We start from the raw sequence: 22,731 nt of genomic DNA, 5'->3' as shown, positions 1-22,731 counted from the left end.
CTTGCCTGGGGGCGGTGTGCCCCAGGCCGGTTCGTGCTATTTGCCGGTGAAGTTCGGCGGTCGCTTCTCTAGGAAGGACTGGACAGCTTCCATATGGTCGGCAGTCTGGGCAAGGCGCACCTGTGCATCAGCTTCCAGCTCTGCGGCGCGGGTGGTTGCTGCTGCGTTACGGACCAGCTGCTTAATCTCTTTGAACGCCACCGATGGTCCGGCTGCGAGTTGCTGTGCCAGCGCCACGGCTCGAGTTGCGGCAGCGTCTTCGTCCAATACTTCGTTGACGACACCCAGTTCAAGGGCCTGTTCTGCCGACAGTTTCTTATCAAAGATGAGGATTTCCATGGCCTTTGGTACACCGACGGCTTGCGGCAGCAAGTTGCTCATACCGCAGTCAGTTGCCAGCCCCATGGTTGGGAATGCGGCTTTAAAGCTGGCGGTGTTTGCTGCGATTCGGAAATCGCAGGCCATTGCTAGAGACCAGCCGGCACCGGCTGCTGCGCCGCCAACATGAGCGACAACTGGAACTCTAATTTCCAGCAGGGCCGCGATCATTGGATTGTATTCCTTGTGCACTTTGTCCTGGTTGGTGCGATTCATCATGTCTTGGCCATGTTCGACGATGTCTTGGCCGACACAGAATTTGTCACCCGCGCTGGTGATTAGGACCGCGCGAATGTCATCATTGTTGTTCACCGACTCAAACGCGGCGCGCAGCGCAAGCCGTAGCTCCTGGTTTAGACCGTTGTGGGCTGCTGGTCGGTTGATAGTCAAGGTGAGCAATCCGTCGTTGAGCTCTTGGAGCAGCACCGCGTCTTCTGTGTTTTTTACATCTGAATTCATACATCCAGACTCCCACACTAAGGGGGCATCAGACCTGCTTTTGCACAAATCCTCACGGCGCAACATAACAAGTTGGTTCCGACCCCTACTCAATGCCGAGATAGCACCTAAGTTGTCCTGTGGGAAAATTTTCCCTTTCAAACATAGTTAGCGCAATCCAAGGAAACTCTTAGGAAAGCAGCGCAGGCACAATGGCTAATAATTACAACGGATACGGACAGCAGCCCTACAGTGGCCAACCTAATTTTGGTGACCAGCAGCAATACGGCACCGAGCAACAGTTCGGCGGTCAGCAATCATTTGGTGCTCAGCAGCAGTTTAGCGCTCAGCCACAATTCGGCGGACAACCTAATTACGGCGGGCAACCCAATTATGGCGGGCAACCCAATTATGGCAGCCAAATGCCTTGTGGCGCCCCAAATGGCGGGCCACAAAAGAGCGGTGCCGGCAAAGTCATTGCTTTAGTTGCCGGTGCATTTATCGCTCTTGCTGCTATCGGTGGCGGGAGCTATTTCCTACTGTCCGGCAACGAGGAAGAGACAACGGCGCAATCATCCGAATCCAGCAGTTCTGAAGCAGCTTCTACTGACAGCTCCACTTTCACTGCTACCCCGAGCAGCACCGCGAGCACCAGCAGTGCGGAGGCGACCACGACTGCACCAGCGGAGTCAGGAGGCCCGACGACTTTTCTCATCCAGTCGGATTCAATCACTGATAGCAAAGGCCGGCTGAACCCTTGCTCCGCTGACAAGCAGATTCAGGCCAGCTGGCGGGTTCAAGGCCTCGAGGACATGGAAAAGAAGAACGACAATGTCCGCTATATCTGCGGCGGCAAATCTAAGAGTGTCACGGTTATTCTGGCAGCCTTGGAGGGACCGCCGTTGGCTTACAATCGCGGCGAGTCACAGCCGAGCATGGGCGGCGAATGGCGCGTGTTCAAGACGGATGACGGCTGGTATGACATCGTCCACAAGCTGAAGGACGGTTACTTCTCACTGTCCGCTAAAACCACGGACTTGGAAGATGTCGCGCTGACTATGAAAGGCCTGGAATACAGCTTGTTTGGCGGCGGATTTGCTGACGATTTCGTCGAAGGCGAAGCAGAATAGCTCGCCTCGAGTCTCACAGACTCCTCATTAAAAGGAACACATTGTGACATCCCCTCAGAACCCTTACGGTCAAAATCCACCTTCCTATGGTCAGCCACAGTTCGGCGCTTCTCCGCAATTTGGGCCTCCCCCGCAGTACGGCGCACTGGGCGGCCCAAGTCAAGGCGGCGGCAATAAAAAGCTGTTGCAGATTGTCGGGGGCGTTGTTATTGCGTTGGTGGCGGTGTTTGGGTTGCTCGTATGGATTGGCAGCAGCGACTCGGAAACTAATGCGAAGGCCACCTCAACGTCGCCTTCTGCCGAGGCCGCTGCCCCGTCGACGAGCGACAAGTCCAACCAGTCACAGAGCATCGTGCTCACCGGCGACCCAACTTCGATCACTGATGCACAGGGCAAGCTGAATCCGTGTACCGCCGACGCGGAGCTACGCAAGAACTGGAATATTGGCAGTTTCGAAGACACCGGTATCGAAGATGACAACGTCATCAACCTCTGCCAGTCCACTGCTGGCAATATCCCAGTAGTGATGGGCACTCTGAAGCAGCCACCAGCTACCTACGGCAAGGGTGACCGCCGCCAAGGGGTCGGTACGGTGTGAAGCATTCACCAAGCCGACGGTGGCTGGTGGGACATGGTGCATAAGCTTAATGACGGTTACTTCATCTTCTCCGCCCTAGCCGACTCTCCAGAGGCTGTCGAGCGGACATTCCTTGCTATTGAATTCACCCTCAGCGCCGGAGGCTTTCTCGGCGACGGCGGCGAAGACCCGCAAATGAACTAGAGCTGAAAAGGGATAACCACTATGACGACACCGCCAAGCCCCTACGGCCCGAGCAACCAGCCGCATAACGGCTTTCCGGCTACGGCGCGCCCTCTGGCCAGCCGACGGGCCCTACGGCTCGCAGCCACAGCAAGGTTTTGGGGCACATGGCGGGGCTTATGGTGGACAGCAGCCGTTCGGTGGCCAACAGCAGTTCAGTGGTCAACAACAGTTCGGCGGCTATGGATCCAACTCTTTTGGTCCAGGTAGCCCACCACCACAGTCGCCAGGTTCTGGGAAGAACAATTCCGGCGGCAACGGGCCGTTAGTGTGGTTCATCGCAGCCATGCTGCTCATCATCGTCATCGGCGGCGCAACGTTTTTCGGCCTTCGTGGTTCCGACGACTCTGAGCAAACCAACGCAACGGATAACTCGGCATCGTCTAGCTCTAGTGCATCGTCACAGACGCCTACGACATCGTCACCGCGGTCGACATCATCGAGTACTTCTTCAAGTTCGAGCTCAACGTCGAAGCCGCCATCATCAAGCTCGGCGTCATCAACAACTGCCGGTACCGCCAACCCTGATTCGATTAAAAATTCCAAGGGTCAGTTAGATACCTGCAAGATGGATAAAGCTACCCAGAAGGCATTGCGCATTAGCAGAGTCGAAGTGAAGGAAGCAGACCAAGCAAACATCGTTAACCGCTGCTGGGTCGACCGAACCCCAGAACGAGCTCGAATCGAAGTGGTGCTGCTCAAAGAGGAGCCCGCACTGAACGATGATGCGCAGTCTTACTCGGAAGTCCCCGGCTGGACTGCAACGAAGGACAATGGCAGTTCTGTCTTCTTCCAAAAGGGTCGCGATGGGTGGATTGGGATTGCTACCCCCTCCCCAGGTTCGGAGTACTACGCTTTCATCAACGAGTTCACCAAGCTTCTCAAAGACGCCGAATTGCTTTAGCTGAAAAACTCTTGGTTCACTAAGGGAACATTCTCAGCATTAGCTGCATCACATAGATAACACCCCAGTTACGTTCCGCAACGTCGTTATCTATTCAAAGGAGATACCGCGATGACTGATACTCCCGAGTATGAACCCACCTCTGCCACAGTCACCAGAGTGATCGCCATTGTTGCTTTGGTAATAGGCCTCATCATCACCATTACGTTCTTCTACATTCGCAGCATCGACAATCGGACCGCGGCCGCGCTGCAACCGACCACCGCCGGACAATCAGCAACCGAGCCCTACCCTGCTACTACAGAAGGCACCGCCACATACTCGTCAACAAGCGAAAAAACGGCGGGCACCGGAAACCCGGACTCTATCGTGGACAACGGGACACTGCGGCTCTGTGGCATCGATGACGGGAGCCTGGCACGGCTGAAAAGCTCGAAACCTAACGAAACCGTGTCCGAGAGGTCCGGCGATGTGCGCAATAGTTGCCTGCTCTACCGCGAACCAGAACAGCAATACATCGAAGTGTCGGCACTGAAAGTGGAACCGACGCTGACCGCGGAAGGACACCCGGACTCCGCACTGCCGAAGGATTGGCTTGTAGTGGAAACCGGCACCTCATCTGTGTTTATCCGCGAACTGGCTGACGGCTGGGTGGTGATTGATACAGCGAAGCCCGCACACAAATTCCATGGGTTTGTCGCAGACCTTGAGGCGCTGCTGACCGACGCCAAGTTGATATAGCAACCAATTAATCCCGGCTTTCCGGTTCTCTTCCAGCTGAAAAAAGCTCTCAACCCACTTATTCTTGATTCATTAATCAAGCCTTGACAAATAGAAGGAAATTGTAATGAACAACGGACCATACTCGCCGAACTCAGGCGGCAGCGACCCATACGGCAACCAAGGCGGCTCCCCTTACGGTAACCAGGGCGGCTACGGCAGCCAATCCAGCGGCGACTACGGCTACGGTGGCGGACAAACCGGCGGCTGGAATCACACCTCTGGCCAGCAGCCATACGGACAGCAAGGCTCGCAAGCATACGGCGCGGCTGGCGGATACAACACCGGCGGCTACGGCAGCGGCAGCGGATTCAGCCCCGGCGGACCTGGCGGCATCGGCGGGCCCGGCGGACCTGGCGGCATCGGCGGGCCGGGCGGACCGAACGAGCCACAAGGCAACAACACCAACAAACTGGTCTACATTATTTCCGGCACCTTGCTGGTCCTCGCGCTGATTGCCGGCGGCATCTTCTTTACCATGAGCAGCGATTCGGACACCGTCGACGCTGACGGCGCCTCCACCAGCGAAAGCAGCAGCGAGAACGACGCACAAAACAGCACCGACGGTTCGTCGACCAGCTCTTCATCCTCAACCAGCAGCAGCCCGACCACCACGGAATCATCGACGTCCACAACCTCCACACAGTCGACCATCTTCAATGCGAAGTCAATCGTCGATAAGGACGGCTACATCGACATGTGCTCCGCGGACACCGAAACCAATGATTTCCTCGGCCTCCGCCGCAGCAGTAAGCGGACGACCGCCGCTGACATCCCGAACCAGCAGTACTACTGCATCCTGTACCCAAAGGAATCCAAGATTAAGGCAATCGAATTTCTGACGCTGAAGGATCAGCCGGAAGAATCGGTGGACGCGAAGAAGACCTCTGGGCTGCCAGACGGCTGGGTGTTTACGTCCAAAGACTTCGACGGCAAAATGGTCAACCTCTACATGCGCGAAATGAAAACTGGCTGGGTCATGTTTGGCACCCCAGACGGCGCCAGCGTGGTCTCTGACTTCGTTGAAAACCTCGAGGAAGTCTTCGAAGAAGCCGGCACTGAGACCGCTTAATACAACGAAAACTGCCTCCTGCACATGGCATGCGGGAGGCAGTTTTTACTGTCTAGGCTTGGCTAGTTACGCCAGATTTAGTGGATGGTCCACTCTTCGTAGCCTTCGTACAGTGGGTAGTTTTCAGTCAGCTTCTGGACGCGAGCCTTCAGACCTTCAACGTCAACGCTCGTGCCGCCAGCCAGCGCGGTACCGATAATGTCAGCAACCTCGGTGAACGCAGCAGCATCGAAACCGCGGGTTGCCAGTGCAGGGGTACCAATACGCAGACCCGAGGTCACCATTGGTGGACGTGGGTCGAATGGCACGGCATTGCGGTTGACGGTAATGCCAACCTCATGCAGCAGGTCTTCCGCTTCCTGACCGTTGAGCTCAGAGTTACGCAGGTCCGCTAGGACCAAGTGGACGTCGGTGCCACCGGTGAGAACCTCAACGCCAGCGGCCTTGGTGTCCTGTGCGGTCAGACGCTCAGCTAGGATGCGTGCGCCTTCCAAGGTGCGAGCCTGACGGTCACGGAACTGGTCGGTGCCAGCAATCTTCAGTGCCGCAGCCTTCGCAGCAATGACGTGCATCAGTGGGCCGCCCTGCTGGCCTGGGAAGACCGCAGAGTTCAGCTTCTTCGCCCAGTCCTGCTTCGCCAGAATCAGACCGGAACGTGGGCCGCCGAGGGTCTTGTGCACGGTGGTGGAGACAACATCAGCGTATGGAACCGGCGATGGGTGCAGGTCAGCAGCAACCAGACCAGCGAAGTGCGCCATGTCGACCCACAGCTTGGCGCCGACTTCATCAGCGATGGAACGGAAAGCCTCGAAGTCGAGGTGGCGTGGGTAGGCGGACCAACCAGCGATAATCACGGTCGGCTTTTCTGCCAGCGCCTGCTCGCGCACCTTGTCCATGTCAACGCGCATGGTCTGCTCGTCAACACCGTAAGCAACCACGTTGTAGTTCTTACCGGAGAAGTTAATCTTCATGCCGTGGGTGAGGTGGCCACCGTGTGCCAGCGACAGGCCCTGGATGGTGTCGCCGAGCTCAGCCAGTGCCATCAGCACAGCAGCGTTAGCCTGCGCACCGGAGTGTGGCTGCACGTTGGCGAATTCAGCGCCGAACAGCGACTTAGCGCGGTCACGAGCTAGGTCTTCCACAACGTCGACGTGCTCACAGCCACCGTAGTAGCGGCGGCCTGGGTAGCCTTCCGCGTACTTGTTGGTCAGCACCGAGCCCTGTGCCTGCAGCACCGAACGTGGCACGAAGTTTTCCGAAGCAATCATTTCCAAGGTGTCACGCTGACGCGCCACCTCGTGATCCATAGCAGCAGCGAGTTCTGGGTCGAGCTGCGAAAGAGACTGGTAGCGGACATCGTCAGCCTGAGGAACTTGGTTCATAGTGCGAACGCACCTTTCAGTGGGAGTTCGAAGGACGGATTCTGGCAACACCGTTTCGGTATCGGACTTCTCTTAGTCTAGCGATGCGCAGCCAAATCCCAATTATTCTGGCCCAACTACCAATACTCCTGCCGGTTAGGTGCACAATAATAGGTATGACCCGTTCGTCAGCAGCTTCCCCGTTCGTCGAGTTCGACCGTGAACAATGGCGGCATTTACGCAAATCAATGCCCCAAGTGCTCACCGAAACTGAGCTGGATCGGCTGCGCGGCGTGGGCGAAAACATTGACCTGCACGAGGTCTCCGAGGTGTACCTGCCGCTGTCCCGCCTCATCAGCTACCACGTCGAAGCGCGGCAACGCCTCAATACCGCCACTGCCCTATTCCTCGGTGAAGAGATGCCGCCGGTGCCATTCATTATTGGTGTGGCTGGGTCGGTAGCGGTCGGCAAGTCCACCACGGCCCGCCTGTTGCAGGTGCTGCTGGAGCGTTGGCCATCCCACCCGCGCGTTGATTTGGTCACCACTGACGGGTTTTTGCATCCGTCCGAGGAGCTGAACCGCCGCGGCATTATGCACCGTAAAGGTTTCCCGGAAAGTTACGATCAGCACGCGCTGATGCAGTTTGTGGCTGCGGTTAAATCCGGTGTGCGCGAGGTTCCGGCGCCGGTGTATTCGCACACGTTGTATGACCGAGTTTCTGGCGCCTACGAAATTGTCGATCAGCCGGACATCCTCATTTTGGAAGGCCTCAATGTCCTCCAGACTGGCCCAACGCTGATGATCTCCGACCTGTTCGATTTTTCGGTCTACGTCAACGCCAAAACTGAGGACATTGAACGCTGGTACATTGAGCGTTTCCTTAAGTTGCGGTACAGCGCCTTCCGCCAGCCTGGTGCACACTTTAAGCATTTCGCTGAGCTTGACGACGAAGCGGCGCGCCTAGAAGCCCGAGAAATCTGGCAATCAATCAACTTGCCGAACTTGGTGGAGAACATTAAACCAACGGCAATTCGCGCTTCGTTGGTCCTGCATAAAGGACCGAACCATGCAGTCGAACGAGTTCGGATGCGCAAGGCGTAGCTGGCTGCGCTGATACCAGCTACTTGCCGAAACGACGATTACGCTGGGAGTAATCCCGCAGCGCCCGAAGGAAGTCGACGCGACGGAACGCCGGCCAGTAGGTATCGGTAAACCAGATTTCGCTGTACGCGGACTGCCACAGCAGGAAACCAGATAGCCGCTGCTCCCCCGACGTGCGGATCACCAGGTCAGGGTCCGGTTGGCCTTTGGTGTACAAGTGGGAGGAAATCTCATCTGAGGTAATCGCGGAGGCCAGATCGCCAGCGGCCACCCCTTCTTCAATTTTGTCGGACACAACGGCCTGCACTGCGTCCACAATCTCTTGTCGGCCGCCATACCCCACCGCGATATTGACGATGACACCGTCATGGTCGGCTGTCTTTGCAGTTTCTTCCGCCATCCGCTTCCGAAACTCCGCAGGCAGCAATTCTAAGTGCCCAACTGCCTGCACCTTCGCATTGAGCTCTGGTGCGGACAGCTCAGCGACAACATCACCAATGATTTGGTACAGCAACTCCACTTCAGAGCTGTCGCGGCCGAGGTTCTCGGTACTGAGCAAGTAGAACGTGACCACCGGAATATTGGCGTCCACGCACCACTGAACCAGGTTTGCAATCCGGCGGGCGCCTACTCGGTGTCCGTGGCTGACGTCTTCAAAGCCCGCTTCCCGCGCCCACCTGCGGTTACCGTCGCACATTACGGCCACGTGGTTCGGTCGCGCCTTGTCACGAAGTTGGGCAGCTAGACGACGCTCATAAACGGGGTATAGAAGTTGCGGGATCAGTTGCACCCCATCAACATTAGTTGGTTTCTATTGGCCACGGCGGACCCGGACCGCCCGTGCCAGATCCGCCAACAAATCCACCGTGGTGTCCCAGTCAATGCATGCATCGGTGACCGACTGGCCATAGACCAGCCCTTCACTGCCATTGACTTTGAGCTTCGTCGGATCTAGCTTCTGAGCGCCGCCCACTAGGAAGGACTCCATCATGATGCCGTCGATGCCATCCTGACCCTGCGCGATTTGCTCTGCAATCTCACGGACCACCTCTACCTGCCGTTCATGGCACTTCCCCGAGTTCGCATGGCTCGCATCAATCATTAGAGACTGTGGGCGTCCAGCTTTGCCCAACGCCTCAAGTGTCTGCGCCACCGACTCCGAGTCGTAGTTCGGGCCAGAGCTACCGCCCCGCAAAATGACATGGCAGTTTTCATTACCTGCGGTTTCAACAATTGCGGAGGAACCTTCGTCGGTGAGCCCAAAGAAGAAGTGTGGGTGCGCCGCCGACTGCAGTGAGTCCACTGCCACCTGAATGTTGCCGTCGGTACCGTTTTTGAAACCAATCGGCATCGACAATCCGGACGCTAACTGACGATGCACCTGTGATTCGGTGGTGCGCGCGCCGATAGCACCCCATGCCACGGCGTCAGCAATGTACTGCGGGGAGTTCGGCTCTAAGAATTCGCAACCCACCGGCAGGCCGGTGTTGAGCACATCAATGAGCAGTCGGCGTGCAACCTGCAGTCCTTTGACCATGTCGAAGGTGTTGTTCAGGTCAGGGTCATTAATCAGACCTTTCCAGCCGACGGTGGTGCGTGGTTTTTCAAAGTACACCCGCATCACAATCAACAAGTCTTGGCTCAAGCGATCAGCAAGCGGCGCCAACCGGTTGGCGTATTCCATGGCCGCGACTGGGTCATGAACCGAGCATGGCCCAACAACCACCAGCAGGCGGTCATCATCGTTGGAAATAACATCAGCGATTTGCTGACGGGTGTCCTCCACTTTTGTGGCCATCTTCGGGGACAGCGGAATGTCTGCCAGCAGCTGAGCTGGTGATGGCAGGTCATGGAAAGCGGAAACGCGACGGTTCGACGTGGATGCTGGATTAGCCAAGGACGTTGGTGCGCTCATCGGAATTCAGGAGCCTTTCGGGGGATATTGGTTCGGTGCGTATCGGTGCGTAGTTGTGGACAGTCAGTGGGTGTCGCCCTGGTGTCGCTTCCCCCGAAGATGTCCGGTGGCCCGGTCACTTCGTTGAGAAATGACAAAAGGCAGAGACTGTGGTCTCTGCCTTGGGCTCCGGTTGTGTACCGCTACATGCGAAATCAGCGGGATGACGACGCTGCTGCGTCATCGGCTCCAACCGGAGCCCCACCAAAATAAAATCGCTGTACGGACATAATCGACACAATAACTGCTCACTTAAAGTGATGCAAATTACTCCGAGTCGTCATCCAGCTGACGGCGAGAAACATCCCCACCGTCGTCATCAAGCCCCTGCTGCGGGGAGGCCTGGTCCTCCGCAACATCGCCGCCAACACTGCCGCGGCGTGCACGCACATTGGTTTGCATCATTTCTTCGGCCATCTTGCGGTCAATTTCTGACTGATCCAGCTGGTCAAAGAAGTCCAAGTTGTGCTCTTCGGCATACTTGCGGCGACGTGACATGCGCTTGACACGGCGGGCCATATCCCAGCCGACCAGCAACAAAATCACAAACATGACAACCAAAATGGCCAAGCCGATTGGGGAGGCTTTACCAAATTCTGGACCCAACGGACCTGGCTTTTCAGCCTGAGCCAACAGCAGCGGCACAGCAGAGGCGGCCATAGCGGCAACCACATTGGTCATGGTCAGTTACTCACTTTCAGAGTCGATACCAGCAAAAAGGTCGGTTTCCGGCAGATTCACTGGCACCCGCGAACGAGCAAGTTCAAATTCTTCCGTTGGCCATAGCCTACGCTGAACCGACCGCGGAACCGCAAAGAAGGGGCCGTTCGGGTCAATCTGGGTGGCATGGGACCGCAGCGCATCATCGCGCTTATCGAAAAAGTCACCGCACGTCACCCGCGTAGTCACTCGGTCAAACGTGTCGCCGCCTTCAGTTTTCCAAAAACTCAACGCCTCGACCAGCGGTGATGGTGCGCCGCGGTCTAGGTAGTCCTGGTGAATAGTCAGCAGCCGACGTCGAATGAACCCATGCGTGTAGTACATCTTTTTGATTTCCCACGGCGCACCCAACTCCGGACGATACGCCGGATCTGCTGCCAAATCCCACGCCCGAATGGACACAATGTGGTTCTGGATGTGGTCTGGGTGCGGATAGCCACCATTTTCGTCATAAGTGACCAGCACATGCGGCCGGAACTGGCGAATGACCTCCACCACCGGCACCACCGCTTCTTCCACGGGGACCAACGCGAAGCTGCCCTCCGGCACCGGTGGCCGTGGGTCCCCTTCCGGCAACCCTGAGTCCAAGAAACCCAGCCACTTGTGCTGGACCCCGAGAATGTCCGCGGCGCTCGCCATCTCTGCAATCCGGACTTCGGTGATATTGTCGCGGATTTCCGGCCGGTCCATGGCTGGGTTCAGTACGCTGCCCATCTCCCCGCCGGTGCAGGTCACAACCAGAACCTCATGCCCTTCGGAGACGTAGCGGGCGTAGGTTGCTGCACCCTTGCTGGATTCGTCGTCTGGATGAGCGTGCAGTGCCATCAACCGCAAACCGGTAGCTGCTGTGCGGTCGGTGTGTGCGCCAGTGTGTGCGCTTGGAGTAGACATCAATCCTCTTCCATTTCTACCGTTGTCGAAAAGTAGTGTACGCGTCTACTAGCCGTTGACCCTAGTCAAGCCGCAGGGATGAAATCGGGTTTCCGCTGGAGTGCAGGTAATGTTGCGGGTATGTCGATTCCTGAGCTGTCGGACTCTGCTGAGCAACAACCCTCAGCCACCTACAACCGCGAAGACTCCAGTAAAACGGTCAGCGGTAAATGGATTGTTGTCGGTTTGGTGGTCATGCTGGCCCTGACCGGCATCTACATGTATGTGCAGATGGGCCGCACCGTGAGCGCGGATGTCAAAATGACTGCGGCTGGCTGGGATGTCGTCAGCGACGACGAAATTGTCGCCATTGTCGATGTCACCCGTGACGACCCAGCAAAGCCGGCCTACTGTGTGGTCTACGCATTGAATTATGAAGTTGCCGAGGTTGGCCGCCGTTCCTTCCTCGTTCAGCCCGATGATGTCGGCGGTATTCGCTTGGAAGTGAGCATCCCTACGCGGGAACGTGCTGTGACCATCAGCGAGTATGGCTGCTCTTCGGAACTGCCTTCCTATATGGAGTAGGCGGCCGATGCCCCGGCGGTGGTAGTATTGCCGCCGGTTATGACCACAGTGTGGTCAATTCAATATTTTTGCCCGTTCATTCACGGAAGGCGTGTGCGCAATGACTGACCCGAAGAAGTATTACCTAACCCAGGACCAGGCCGACAACCTTCGCGCCGAGCTGAAGGCACTGTACGAAAACCGTCCGGTCATCGCTGCGGAAATTAACGACCGCCGTGAAGAGGGTGACCTGAAGGAAAACGCTGGTTACGACGCTGCTCGTGAACAGCAGGGCCAGGAAGAAGCGCGCATCCGTCAGCTGGAGGAAATCCTGCAGCACGCTGAAATCGGCGCTGCGACCGAGTCTGGTGTCGCACTGGTCGGCTCCGTCGTGCACGTCTACTACGACGGTGATGAGGACGACAAGGAAACCTTCCTCATCGGTAACCGCGCCGCTGATACCTCTAACCCAGATCTGGAAACCTACTCTGCGGACGCACCTCTGGGTAAGGCCATCATTGGCGCTCGCGTCGGCGAAACCCGTACGTACACTGCGCCAAATGGCACCGAGATTTCGGTGACCATCGTGGAAGCTGAGCCGTACGACCCGAACCACGAGAAGTAAAAAGCGTTAAAAGCCAGAGCTTTTTGACGTATAAAAGGAGCCACCCGGAAGCATCCGGGTGGCTCTTGTTATTTCAGTTGGTGGGAAGCTGCACTGTCCCACCGGTGTGCCTGAGCGGCTAGTCGTTGAAGTAGCTGAGCAGGCGCAGGATTTCGGTGTACAGCCAGACCAAGGTGACAGTCAGGCCGAGAGCAACACCCCAGGAGTAGCTGGATGGTGCGCCCATGCGGATGAGTTCGTCAGCTTCCTTGAAGTCCACCAAGAAGGACAGCGCGGCCAGCACGATGCAGACCAGCGAGAAGCCGATAGCGATTGGGCCGCCGTCACGCAGTGGGTTGAAGTCGAAGAAAATCGCACCAGCCAAGTTGAACACTGCCATGAAGAGCACACCGACTAGCGCGCCGAGCATGAACTTCTGGAAGCGTGGCGTGACCTTAATGGCACCGGAGCGGTAAGCCCACAGCATGCCGGCGAACACACCCAAGGTGGCAACGACGGCCTGGGAGATCATGGCGCCGCCATTGGCATTGCCGAACTGCGCGGAGGCGAAAATGAAGGAGAAACCACCAACAAACAGGCCTTCAAAGGCAGCGTAGGTGATGGTCACTGGTGCGGAGTTGAACTTCTTACCGAAGGAGTACACCAGCACGGTGATGAGGCCACCGATGGCACCCACTGCAGTCAGCGCCATGGCAAGCGCTGGGTTGTTCATGCCAATGAAGTAGTTCACCGCTGCCAGCGCGATAACGATGCCCAAGGAGATGCCGGTCTTCTGCACGACATCGTCAATGGTCATTGGGCGTTCAGTCGCTGCAGCTGGCATCTGCGGCTGGCCGTAGCCCTGTGGAGCATAGCCAGGCTGACCGAAGCCCTGCTGACCGTTGCCCTGCGGGCCGTAACCAGGCTGGCCGTAGCCGTGCTGGCCATAATCCTGCTGACCGTATCCCTGCTGGGCATAGCCCTGCTGAGCGTAACCGTGGCCCATGCCACCGGTGCGAACCTGCTTTTCAACGTTCTTCGTCATGGAGCGAAAAGCCGGATTACTACTGCTGCGCATTTGTATCCTTCCTTATGCGGAATTTATCCACGTTCTATAACTACTTAACGCAAACTGCTGCCGTTTAGTTCCCGCCACGGAACTTCCGATGATTGTGCGAGTGGCTCTGTTGTTCAAATCGATTGGTGCGTAGACTGAAAACAGTTGGAGGATAACGCAGTTTCGCTGCAGTTACCCGCCAAGTCTTACCCCGATTCCGAGGAGGCAATCATGTCCCGCGATAACTACGATGCGGACACCACCGGCGATTTCGACGAGAACACGCTGGACGGTTCTGAAGGATTGGACGCGACCGTGATTACTGGCGATGGCGAAAACTACGTCATGGATGCGCCAGATAAGTGGCGCGGTGCCGACCCGCACGAAACCCTGGATCAGCGCTTGGCAGAAGAAAAGCCGGATGTCGATCCATTCGAGGAAGACATCTCGGACCCAGAAGGACGCTTCGACAACTACGACTTGGACGAAGACATCACTTATGGCCGCGAAGCCGACCAAGCTCACGACCCGGACCGACCACGTCGCTTGGGTTTCACGCCGAACTAAAGAGAACTAGGGAACGCCGAACTAGGTAAAAACTAGCTAAAAATAGCGCTAGAGTTCGGCAAACCTAGTGCGCTATTGCGCGTTTTCGGCTTGGATGGACAGCATGACTACCGCTGAAGTCTCTACGCCACAACGTCTATCCGTTCTCGATGATGCATTCATGAGCCGTCTCGCGCAGAGCGTTGCCGTGACAGCGGAACGGCCACACCGCGACATCCTCTGCCCGTTTGATGGTGCAGTTATCGGCAGTGTCCCCATCGGCACCGCCGACGATGTCGACGCCGCATTCGAACGCGCTCGTCGCGCGCAAAAAGAGTGGGCGGCTACCCCAGTGAAGGCACGCGCCCAGATTCTCTCGCGGTTCCATGACCTGCTGTTCCGTCATGAACAGCAGATGCTGGACATTATCCAGTCCGAAACCGGCAAAGCCCGCTCCTCTGCATTTGAAGAGAACCTGCACACCGCAATCACCGCCCGCTACTACAGCAACACCGCCGCAAAGGTGTTGCGTCCGCAGCACCGCCACGGAGCTATCCCTGGGATGACTGCCACCACCGTGCACCACCACCCAGTGGGCGTTGTGGGAGTTATTGCACCTTGGAACTACCCGCTCACGCTGTCGGTATCCGATGCAGTCGCTGCGCTGGCGGCAGGTAATGCCATTGTCCTCAAGCCCGACTCCCAAACCCCATTTAGTGCGCTCTATGCCGTGCAGCTACTCAAGGAAGCTGGCCTGCCGAAGGACCTATTCCAAGTAGTCACTGGCCCGGGTTCAGTTGTCGGCACCGCCATCGTCGAGAGCTGCGACTACCTCATGTTCACCGGTTCTACCAGCACCGGCCGCACACTGGCGCAGCAGGCGTCCGACCGTCTGATTGGTTTTTCGGCCGAACTCGGCGGCAAGAATCCAATGATTGTTGCCTCCGACGCGGACATCACCGCGGCAGTAGAAGGTCTCATTATCGGCGCATTCAGTAACTCTGGTCATCTCTGCGTGTCCATTGAGCGGCTGTATGTCGTCGATAGCGTCTGGGACGATTTCATCCCGGCGCTGGTCGACCGAGTCCGCGCCATGACACTAGGTGCCGGTTTCGACTGGGAAATTGAGATGGGTGCCATTTCGTCGCAAAGCCAATTGGACACGATCGAACAGATGGTGGCCGACGCGGTGGATAAGGGCGCAACCATTCTGACCGGCGGTAAGGCTCGCCCAGACCTTGGTCCCCAGTTCTACGAGCCGACGCTGCTGACTGACATTCCTGATGACGCCGCACTTGCCCGCGAGGAAGTTTTCGGCCCAGTCGTTAGCGTGTGGCGCGTGGCCGATGAAGCCGAAGCGATCGCCAAGGCCAACGACACCTCTTATGGGCTGAATGCGTCAGTGTGGGCAAAGCCATCGACGGGTGTTCGGATTGCCACGCAACTGCAGGCAGGGTCCGTCAACATTAATGATGGCTACGCTGCAAGTTTCGCCAGTGTCGATGCCCCGATGGGCGGGATGAAGTCCTCTGGTGTGGGTAGGCGCCAAGGTGCCGAAGGGCTGCTGCGGTTCACCGAGGCGCAGACAGTGACGGTTCAGCGCATCATGCCAATTGCGATGCCGATGCTGCCGCGGGAAACCTACGCGAAGCTGGCCGGCGGTCTTATGCGGGCCGGAAAGACATTGCGCATTTTGACGTAAGCAACAATGGAGCCATGCGCGCGCTCCTTATCGACAATTTCGATTCCTTCACCTACAACCTGGCAGATTTGCTGTACCAGGCGTTTGGGCAGGAACCGACGGTGGTGAAAAACACTGCGGACTGGTCGTCGTTGCCGTTGTCTGACTTCGACTTGGCGGTGATTTCCCCTGGTCCCGGCACTCCGACCCGACCGTCGGATGTGGGCATTTCCGCCCAGTTGCTGCGGCAGTCAGAGTTGCCGGTGCTGGGTGTGTGTCTCGGCCATCAGCTGATTGCGCATGCTTTTGGCGGGCAGGTCACCCATGCCAGCGAACCTGTTCATGGCCGCGTCGCCTGGGTCGATCACAGCAATGCTGGCTTGTTTGCGGGGGTGTCGAACCCGCTGCCGGTGGTGCGCTATCACTCGCTGGCCGCCACTTCCCTGCCGGAGTGTGTGGAGGTCACCGCCACTGTCGCCGACGGCACTGTGATGGCGCTACGTCATCGGTCATTGCCGTTTGCGGGTGTGCAGTTCCACCCCGAGTCCATTGCGTCGCATGGTGGCGTCGACCTGCTGCGTAATTTCGCGGTGGAGTATTGCGGAGCGCGCCGCGTGTGGTGGCAGGAGGTGCCGTTCCCCACCTGCCCAGAATCGCTTTTTGACGTTTTGTTCCGTGATCGCGCCACCGCCGTCTGGCTCGACAGCTCATTGCCGGACTCAAAATATGGCCGCTTCTCCGTCATGGCTTCTGGGGAACCATGTTCTTGTTCTGGCTCTGCTGCGGCGGGTTCAGTGCTGGATCGGGTTCAAGCAGAAGTGGACTCGTGGCGGGTACTGGATGATCCGGCTGCCCCATTCCCATTTCGTCCTGGGCTCATCGGGGTGTTGGATTATGAATTAGACCAACCGTTGTTGCTCAAGTGCGAGCGCGCCATCGTCGTGGACCATGTCGCCAAGCAAGCCTATGTGGTAGCTGCCGTCGATCTGACAGCAGCAGCTGAACTGGAAGCATGCTCAGCAAATGTCGCCGCGGCTATTGACGAGGTTAACTCGGGGCGGCACCGACTGCCGGAACCCGCAGCACCAGAGGGGATGGCTTTCGAGTTTGATCAGAATAAGGCCGAATACCTTTCGTCAATAAGCACAGCGAAACAGAAAATTGTGGACGGCGAAACCTACGAGGTGTGCCTGACCAATACGGCGCGCGGTCAAGCGCTGACTGACCCATGGCTGACCTATCGGAGATTGCGGCGGGTCAGCCCGGTGCCGTTTGGGGCGTTTCTGCAGACGCCGGAGATGTCGATTCTGTGTGCGTCACCGGAACGATTCATTCAGGTCAATGCTGATGGTTTAGTGAAAGCCCGCCCGATTAAAGGCACGCGGCCACGAGGGGCAACGGTGGCGGAAGATGCCGAGTTGATTGTGGATTTGGCGCAGGCACTGAAGGACCGCAGTGAAAACCTAATGATTGTGGATCTGCTGCGCAATGACCTCACGCAGGTGTGCCTGCCAGGATCAGTGGAGGTGCCGGAGCTCTTTGAAGTGGAAACCTTCGCGCAGGTCCACCAGCTGGTCAGCACCATTACTGGGCGGCTGCGGCCCGGCGCGACCACAACTGATGCAGTGGCGGCGGCGTTTCCGGGTGGGTCGATGACTGGGGCGCCGAAGATTCGGACAATGCAGATTATTTCCGAGTTGGAGCCGCAGCAGCGCGGCTACTATTCCGGGGCGTTGGGCTGGTTTGGCTGCACCGGTAGCGCCGATCTGAATATTGTCATTCGCACCTTGGTGGCTACCGCCGACGAAACCAGTTTTGGAGTGGGTGGGGCAATTGTGCACCTGTCCGACCCTGACGCGGAGTTTGAGGAAACGTTGGTGAAATCGCGGGCGGTATTGGCGGCAACTGGCGGGGAATTACAAAACTTGTAGCACCCATGTGTCGTGTGTGTCACACTTGAGGCAGTTCAGATATTTTCCTAACCGAAATGAATGGAAGTGGATCGGAAATGTCGGATCGAATTGCAAACTCAGCGCTGCGCAGCAAAGTGATGAGCGCGGCCGAAGCCGCCGAATTCATCGCCCACGGTGACACCATCGGCATGTCGGGCTTTACTGGCGCAGCCTACCCCAAGGCCATGCCCACCGCGATTGCTAACAAGGCGAAGGAATTCCACGGCCGCGGTGATCAGTTCCAGGTCAACATAATGACCGGCGCCTCCACTGCCCCGGACTGCGACGGTGTGATGGCTGAAGCTGACGCCATCTACTACCGCATGCCGTACCAGTCCGACCCAACAATGCGGTCGAAGATTAACGCCGCAGAGATGCGCTACCAGGATATTCACCTCTCCCACTCCGGCCTGCAGGTGGAACAGGGTTTCTTTGGCCAAATGCAAGTGGCGATTGTGGAAGTCACGCGCATCACCAAGGAAGGTCGCCTGATTCCATCCTCCGGTGTCGGCAACAACGTCGACTACCTCGAAAAGGCCGACAAAATCATCATTGAGGTGAACGCTTGGCAGTCCGAAAACTTGGAAGGCATGGCGGATATTTACACCGTCCCGCACCTGCCAAACCGCACCCCTATCCCAATCAATAATGTCGGCGACCGCATCGGCACCCCATACATCGAGATTGACACCACCAAGGTCGTTGCGGTGGTGGAAACCGATGCGCCGGACCGCAACAGCCCGTTTAAGCCTATTGACGACACCTCCAAGCAGATCGCGGGACATTTCCTCGACTTCCTTGAAGGTGAAGTCACCGCCGGCCGATTGAAGTATGACCAGTACGTCATGCAGTCCGGTGTCGGCAACGTGCCCAACGCTGTGATGGCAGGCCTGCTGGATTCCAAGTTTGAGAACATTCAGGCCTACACCGAAGTGGTGCAGGATGGCATGTTGGATCTCATTGACGCAGGCAAAATGACGGTGGCATCGGCAACGTCCTTCGCACTCTCGCCGGAATACGCCGACAAGATGAACGAGGAAGCAACGCGCTACCGGGAGCACCTGGTGCTGCGGCCGTTGCAGATTTCCAATAGCCCAGAAGTGATTCGACGAATGGGACTCATCGCCTCCAACGGCATGATTGAGGCGGATATCTACGGCAACGTGAACTCCACCCACGTGGCTGGTACCCGCATGATGAACGGCATCGGTGGTTCCGGTGACTTCACCCGCAATGCTTTTGCGTCCACCTTCATCTCACCGTCGATTGCCAAGGGCGGCGATATTTCCGCCATCGTTCCGTTTGCCTCACACATTGACCACACTGAGCATGACGCCATGGTGATTATCACCGAACGTGGCTACGCTGACCTGCGCGGCCTAGCCCCGCGGGACCGAGTGGCAAAGATGATTAAGGTGGCGCACCCGGATTACCAGCCGCTGTTGGAAGAGTATGTGGAGCGCGCACAAAAGAGTTCCAAGTACATGCAGACCCCGCATGACCTAGAAACCGCACTGTCTTTCCACATCAACTTTGAAAAAACTGGCTCCATGAAGGGCCAGTAGCTAGCGCCGCCCCGTGACCACACCGTCTAGCACGGTGAAGGGGTGCACTAAGCCGTTCTTCGTCGGCCCGACTTCCGCAACCAGTTCCCGCGGCAGTTGGGCCGAGCGGTCTTTGTACCCCATCAGGTACTCATCAAAAGCTGGTAGGCGGTATTCCGCAGCGAGCGCTGCCGCGAAATCCGTGTCCGAATATTCCAGCTGGTACGCACCCATTAGATACTTGCCGCCGGCCAGTTCAATCTCCACGAAATCGGTGGCACCGCGGCCCGCCAGCGCAGCGCGAACACCACGTTTCGCGTCAGACACTGTGATCCCTGCCCACCACGCCAGGTCTTGGGCGGTCACTGGGCCACGGGAAAGGATATAGCGCCGGGCAAGTTCTGCCAGCGCAGCGTCGCCTTCGAAGTCGGCGGAATCCTGTGTCAGGTGTTCGACCAGCATGAAGCGTTCAATATTGCCGTTGCGTGGGGCTTGCACTACCCCGCCACAACTACCGACTGACCGCAAGATATGGGGTCCGCGGCCGCCTTCTGGGTCCACCCCAGCTGCGGCAAAGAGTTCATACGCTTCGGGTCTGGACACGGGGCCATCGCGCAATGCATCAAGCAGGGTGTGCTTGGCGGTTTCAAACTGCACGGCACTTAGTTGCAGTCCAGCACGTCGTTTCTCGGCTGCTCGCTCAATGCGGGGATGGCACAGCTGCATCATCCACTCCGCGTCTTCGGCGGCCAAAAAGTGGTGGGTACCTCGCTGCGACCACGTCCGAACAATGCGCCCAGCGGCAATGTCGCCACTCGGGTCGGCGGAACGCAGCGCGAGCTGTGCTTTTCCGGCGTTGTAGTTTTGCGCTTGTACTGCCAACATCCACTGTGCGGCTGCTACCGGGTCGCCTAGGTTTCGGGCGATGCCCTGCGCTAATAATCGTCGTGCCCGTAGTTCTGCGGTTTCCGAAATTTTAGTCGCCACACTGGCGAGCATAGTTCCCCTACGCTGGTGCCATGAGCACTTCCGCGTCGCTATCCGCCCCGCAGTCTGCGCCCCCACTGTCCGCCAACTATCTTGCCGCATTGCCGGAGCTTGCCGCCCCATGGCAAGCTGAAGAAGCCCCAGCTCCAGAGCTCGTTGTCCTTAATGAGCCACTCGCCCGCGACCTTGGTTTAGATCCTGCGTGGCTTCGCACCGACGACGGTGTCGTGTTCTTGCTGGGTCACAATCTGCCTGACGGTGCGCAGCCGGTGGCGCAGGCCTACTCCGGTCACCAGTTTGGTCAGCTTTCGCCGCAGCTTGGCGATGGTCGAGCATTGCTACTTGGCGAGCTGAAGGTGCCAAAGACATCGCCAGTGGCCACTTCGTCAACAAGCACCGTGGATATCCATCTGAAGGGGTCAGGGCCGACACCGTTTTCCCGTGGCGGCGATGGGCGCGCGGCACTTGGGCCGATGCTGCGCGAGTATTTGGTCAGTGAGGCGATGCATGCGCGCGGTATTCCGACGACGCGGTCGCTGGCGGTGCTGCGGACAGGGCGGAAGATTATGCGCAGTCAAGTCGAGCATGGTGCCGTGCTGGTGCGGGTTGCGTCGAGCCATGTGCGGGTCGGCACGTTTCAATTCGCGCGAATGATTGACGACGGCTCTGGCGTAACCCGGCGGCTTGCAGACTATGCCATCGCGGCACACTACCCGGAGCTGGCCGACACCGAAGACCCATACTTTGCGCTGGTTGAGCGGGTGATGGCGGTGCAGCAACGCACCGTCGCGCAGTGGATGTCCGCTGGGTTTGTGCATGGTGTGATGAACACCGATAACACCACCATTTCCGGGGAAACGATTGACTACGGCCCGTGCGCTTTTACGCTGCGGCGTGACCCCGACGATGTGTTCAGCTCCATTGACCGCGGCGGCCGCTACCGCTTTGGAAACCAGCCAGCGGCGCTCGGTTGGAACCTTGCGCGGTTTGCGGAAACGTTGCTGCCGGAAATGGTCGGTGGTGTCAATGAATCGCTCAGCCGGGTACAGGGCGTATTTGAGCTTTTTGACGAGAACATGGCCGCCGCAATGCGCGCCGCCCAGTCCCAATACCGGGAGCCCGTATACGTGCCGCGCAATGACTTGGTGGAAGCTGCGCTGCAGACCGCCGTCGGTGACAATTTAGCTGGGGACGGTATTGGCGACTTGGGGCTGTTCAATCGCCTGTTTAGTGCGCTGACTAGCCCGTATGAGCGACGCGACGAGTTCGCCGATTTTGAAGGCAACGAGCCGGAAGAGTTCGGCCCATATGTGACCTTCTGCGGGACGTAGCGTCTGGTTGACGGGAACGGAATTGCGGCCCCGGGAGTCTAAGCACCTAGACCTAAAAATCTAACAACAGAAAAGGTGCATCATGGCCAACAATATTGACTCCATTAAAGAACGCGTCCGAAAACTCCTTGACCGCGCTGCTGACCAAGAAGGCACTCCCGAAGGTGACGCTTGTTTTAGTAAAGCCTTCGAGATGATGTCCACGTATGGGTTTCAAGAACGGGACTTGGATTCCCCCGATGAAGGTGACGCTGTCGGCCACAAAGAATATGTGCTGACGGGTGCCTATACCGACAAGCAAGCGACGCTGCTGATGTACCTAGCGCACGGGCTGCACTGCACCACGATCTTCAACGCGGTTCCGAAGTCTACGAAGATCTACAGTGTGAATGTCTTTGGGCTCAAGCGGCATCTCGACCGATTGGACATGCTATTTGTGCTCCTCAAACCGAAGATGCTGCTGCTTGCTAACCGGCACATTCAACGCTATCCGAGTTTTGACCGCTCACCTATTGTGCGTAAGCGCTCGTTTATGCAGGGCTTTTCCTGCATGATGGGCGAACGGCTCACAGCAGCGGAGGGTAAAGCCCGACATTGCGATGACCGATACGCAGTGGCACTGCTGAATGACGCTGAGCAGGCGGACCAAGCTATGCGCGACTACTGCCGAAAACACGGCCTCCGGTTGGCGAGGTCGAACCGAAAACACCAGGTTGACCCCGATGCCTTCCAAGGTGGCGCTGCAGCCGCGCATGACCAAGATCTAGGCCAAACACGAGTAGGTAGAGCCCCAGCACTACCATCGTAAGTCAGCGTTTCCGCTGGTCATAGTGCCCCCAGTCGGGTTCGAACCGACACTTTGTGGATTTTAAGTCCACTGCCTCTGCCAATTGGGCTATGGGGGCGTAGCGTTCACCAGATTACATTGCTCCTCG

Annotated in this window: 24 protein-coding genes and 1 tRNA gene; 15 read left to right on the top strand and 10 right to left on the bottom strand. The window is 57.7% G+C overall.

What is annotated here, in order from left to right; translation table 11 throughout:
• Positions 1-36: 36 nt before the first annotated feature.
• A complete protein-coding gene (locus tag A3EC_RS0102320; RefSeq protein ID WP_018023551.1) occupies positions 37-837 on the bottom strand; it encodes an enoyl-CoA hydratase-related protein in 801 nt (266 codons plus the stop codon).
• A gap of 191 nt (positions 838-1,028) precedes the next feature.
• Here A3EC_RS0102320 and A3EC_RS0102315 point away from each other — a divergent pair, with 191 nt between their 5' ends.
• Genes A3EC_RS0102315 through A3EC_RS12860 form a run of 3 tightly spaced genes read left to right on the top strand, consistent with a single transcriptional unit; the run spans position 1,029 to position 2,727 of the window.
• The gene (locus A3EC_RS0102315; RefSeq protein WP_018023550.1) at positions 1,029-1,946 is read left to right on the top strand and encodes a hypothetical protein; all 918 of its coding nucleotides are present in this window, start codon (positions 1,029-1,031) and stop codon (positions 1,944-1,946) included.
• A gap of 43 nt (positions 1,947-1,989) precedes the next feature.
• On the top strand, positions 1,990-2,544 hold the full coding sequence (locus tag A3EC_RS0102310; protein ID WP_018023549.1) for a flagellar basal body-associated FliL family protein: 555 nt from the start codon (positions 1,990-1,992) through the stop codon (positions 2,542-2,544).
• A gap of 33 nt (positions 2,545-2,577) precedes the next feature.
• Positions 2,578-2,727: a hypothetical protein gene (locus tag A3EC_RS12860; protein ID WP_018023548.1), complete on the top strand. Its 150-nt coding sequence runs from the start codon at positions 2,578-2,580 to the stop codon at positions 2,725-2,727.
• A gap of 219 nt (positions 2,728-2,946) precedes the next feature.
• Here A3EC_RS12860 and A3EC_RS0102300 read toward each other — a convergent pair whose 3' ends face one another.
• The gene (locus tag A3EC_RS0102300; RefSeq protein ID WP_156812799.1) at positions 2,947-3,312 is read right to left on the bottom strand and encodes a hypothetical protein; all 366 of its coding nucleotides are present in this window, start codon (positions 3,310-3,312) and stop codon (positions 2,947-2,949) included.
• Positions 3,313-3,334: 22 nt separating this feature from the next.
• Here A3EC_RS0102300 and A3EC_RS0102295 point away from each other — a divergent pair, with 22 nt between their 5' ends.
• The 3 genes from A3EC_RS0102295 to A3EC_RS12855 all read left to right on the top strand — a co-directional run bounded on the left by A3EC_RS0102295 (position 3,335) and on the right by A3EC_RS12855 (position 5,522).
• The gene (locus A3EC_RS0102295) at positions 3,335-3,670 is read left to right on the top strand and encodes a hypothetical protein (protein ID WP_018023546.1); all 336 of its coding nucleotides are present in this window, start codon (positions 3,335-3,337) and stop codon (positions 3,668-3,670) included.
• Between the two features lie 111 nt (positions 3,671-3,781).
• A complete protein-coding gene (locus A3EC_RS0102290) occupies positions 3,782-4,411 on the top strand; it encodes a hypothetical protein (protein WP_018023545.1) in 630 nt (209 codons plus the stop codon).
• A gap of 106 nt (positions 4,412-4,517) precedes the next feature.
• Complete coding sequence (locus A3EC_RS12855) at positions 4,518-5,522, top strand: flagellar basal body-associated FliL family protein (protein WP_018023544.1); 1,005 nt, start codon at positions 4,518-4,520, stop codon at positions 5,520-5,522.
• Positions 5,523-5,599: 77 nt separating this feature from the next.
• Here A3EC_RS12855 and glyA read toward each other — a convergent pair whose 3' ends face one another.
• On the bottom strand, positions 5,600-6,904 hold the full coding sequence (gene glyA / locus A3EC_RS0102280) for a serine hydroxymethyltransferase (protein WP_018023543.1): 1,305 nt from the start codon (positions 6,902-6,904) through the stop codon (positions 5,600-5,602).
• A gap of 155 nt (positions 6,905-7,059) precedes the next feature.
• Between glyA and coaA the strand changes: the two genes are divergently transcribed.
• Positions 7,060-7,986 (top strand): type I pantothenate kinase, encoded by a 927-nt coding sequence (coaA, locus tag A3EC_RS0102275; RefSeq protein WP_040427882.1) that lies wholly within the window; start codon positions 7,060-7,062, stop codon positions 7,984-7,986.
• 19 nt (positions 7,987-8,005) lie between these two features.
• Here coaA and A3EC_RS0102270 read toward each other — a convergent pair whose 3' ends face one another.
• From A3EC_RS0102270 to mca, 4 genes are all read right to left on the bottom strand, one after another.
• Positions 8,006-8,776 (bottom strand): isoprenyl transferase, encoded by a 771-nt coding sequence (locus A3EC_RS0102270; protein WP_026162109.1) that lies wholly within the window; start codon positions 8,774-8,776, stop codon positions 8,006-8,008.
• 21 nt (positions 8,777-8,797) lie between these two features.
• Positions 8,798-9,901 carry a 3-deoxy-7-phosphoheptulonate synthase gene (locus A3EC_RS0102265; RefSeq protein ID WP_018023540.1) on the bottom strand — a complete coding sequence of 368 codons (1,104 nt, stop codon included), beginning with the start codon at positions 9,899-9,901 and terminating at the stop codon, positions 8,798-8,800.
• A 306-nt stretch (positions 9,902-10,207) separates the two neighbouring features.
• Positions 10,208-10,621: a hypothetical protein gene (locus A3EC_RS13150; RefSeq protein WP_018023539.1), complete on the bottom strand. Its 414-nt coding sequence runs from the start codon at positions 10,619-10,621 to the stop codon at positions 10,208-10,210.
• A gap of 6 nt (positions 10,622-10,627) precedes the next feature.
• The gene (mca, locus tag A3EC_RS0102255; protein WP_018023538.1) at positions 10,628-11,551 is read right to left on the bottom strand and encodes a mycothiol conjugate amidase Mca; all 924 of its coding nucleotides are present in this window, start codon (positions 11,549-11,551) and stop codon (positions 10,628-10,630) included.
• A gap of 120 nt (positions 11,552-11,671) precedes the next feature.
• Between mca and A3EC_RS0102250 the strand changes: the two genes are divergently transcribed.
• On the top strand, positions 11,672-12,115 hold the full coding sequence (locus tag A3EC_RS0102250; RefSeq protein WP_018023537.1) for a DUF4307 domain-containing protein: 444 nt from the start codon (positions 11,672-11,674) through the stop codon (positions 12,113-12,115).
• A gap of 100 nt (positions 12,116-12,215) precedes the next feature.
• Positions 12,216-12,719: a transcription elongation factor GreA gene (gene greA / locus A3EC_RS0102245; protein ID WP_018023536.1), complete on the top strand. Its 504-nt coding sequence runs from the start codon at positions 12,216-12,218 to the stop codon at positions 12,717-12,719.
• Between the two features lie 118 nt (positions 12,720-12,837).
• On the opposite strand, the gene A3EC_RS0102240 is transcribed toward greA, so the two are convergent.
• On the bottom strand, positions 12,838-13,776 hold the full coding sequence (locus tag A3EC_RS0102240) for a Bax inhibitor-1/YccA family protein (protein WP_018023535.1): 939 nt from the start codon (positions 13,774-13,776) through the stop codon (positions 12,838-12,840).
• Between the two features lie 210 nt (positions 13,777-13,986).
• Here A3EC_RS0102240 and A3EC_RS0102235 point away from each other — a divergent pair, with 210 nt between their 5' ends.
• The 4 genes from A3EC_RS0102235 (at position 13,987) to scpC (ending at position 19,499) form a co-directional block, all read left to right on the top strand.
• Positions 13,987-14,322 carry a hypothetical protein gene (locus A3EC_RS0102235; protein WP_018023534.1) on the top strand — a complete coding sequence of 112 codons (336 nt, stop codon included), beginning with the start codon at positions 13,987-13,989 and terminating at the stop codon, positions 14,320-14,322.
• Between the two features lie 103 nt (positions 14,323-14,425).
• Entirely contained in the window at positions 14,426-16,003 is a 1,578-nt protein-coding gene (locus A3EC_RS0102230) for a succinic semialdehyde dehydrogenase (RefSeq protein ID WP_018023533.1), read from the top strand.
• 14 nt (positions 16,004-16,017) lie between these two features.
• On the top strand, positions 16,018-17,913 hold the full coding sequence (pabB, locus tag A3EC_RS0102225) for an aminodeoxychorismate synthase component I (protein WP_018023532.1): 1,896 nt from the start codon (positions 16,018-16,020) through the stop codon (positions 17,911-17,913).
• Positions 17,914-17,990: 77 nt separating this feature from the next.
• Complete coding sequence (gene scpC, locus A3EC_RS0102220; RefSeq protein WP_018023531.1) at positions 17,991-19,499, top strand: succinyl-CoA:acetate CoA-transferase ScpC; 1,509 nt, start codon at positions 17,991-17,993, stop codon at positions 19,497-19,499.
• On the opposite strand, the gene A3EC_RS0102215 is transcribed toward scpC, so the two are convergent.
• A complete protein-coding gene (locus A3EC_RS0102215) occupies positions 19,500-20,465 on the bottom strand; it encodes a winged helix DNA-binding domain-containing protein (protein WP_026162106.1) in 966 nt (321 codons plus the stop codon).
• A 32-nt stretch (positions 20,466-20,497) separates the two neighbouring features.
• Between A3EC_RS0102215 and A3EC_RS0102210 the strand changes: the two genes are divergently transcribed.
• Complete coding sequence (locus A3EC_RS0102210; protein WP_018023529.1) at positions 20,498-21,796, top strand: protein adenylyltransferase SelO; 1,299 nt, start codon at positions 20,498-20,500, stop codon at positions 21,794-21,796.
• Between the two features lie 82 nt (positions 21,797-21,878).
• Complete coding sequence (locus A3EC_RS0102205; RefSeq protein WP_018023528.1) at positions 21,879-22,604, top strand: DUF2786 domain-containing protein; 726 nt, start codon at positions 21,879-21,881, stop codon at positions 22,602-22,604.
• 23 nt (positions 22,605-22,627) lie between these two features.
• Here the strand turns inward: A3EC_RS0102205 and A3EC_RS0102200 are convergent.
• Positions 22,628-22,701, bottom strand: a tRNA-Leu gene (locus A3EC_RS0102200).
• Positions 22,702-22,731 lie beyond the last annotated feature (30 nt).

Source organism: Corynebacterium ulceribovis DSM 45146 (genome assembly GCF_000372445.1).
Lineage (GTDB): Bacteria > Actinomycetota > Actinomycetes > Mycobacteriales > Mycobacteriaceae > Corynebacterium > Corynebacterium ulceribovis.
This window is presented reverse-complemented; position numbering and strand designations above follow the sequence as displayed.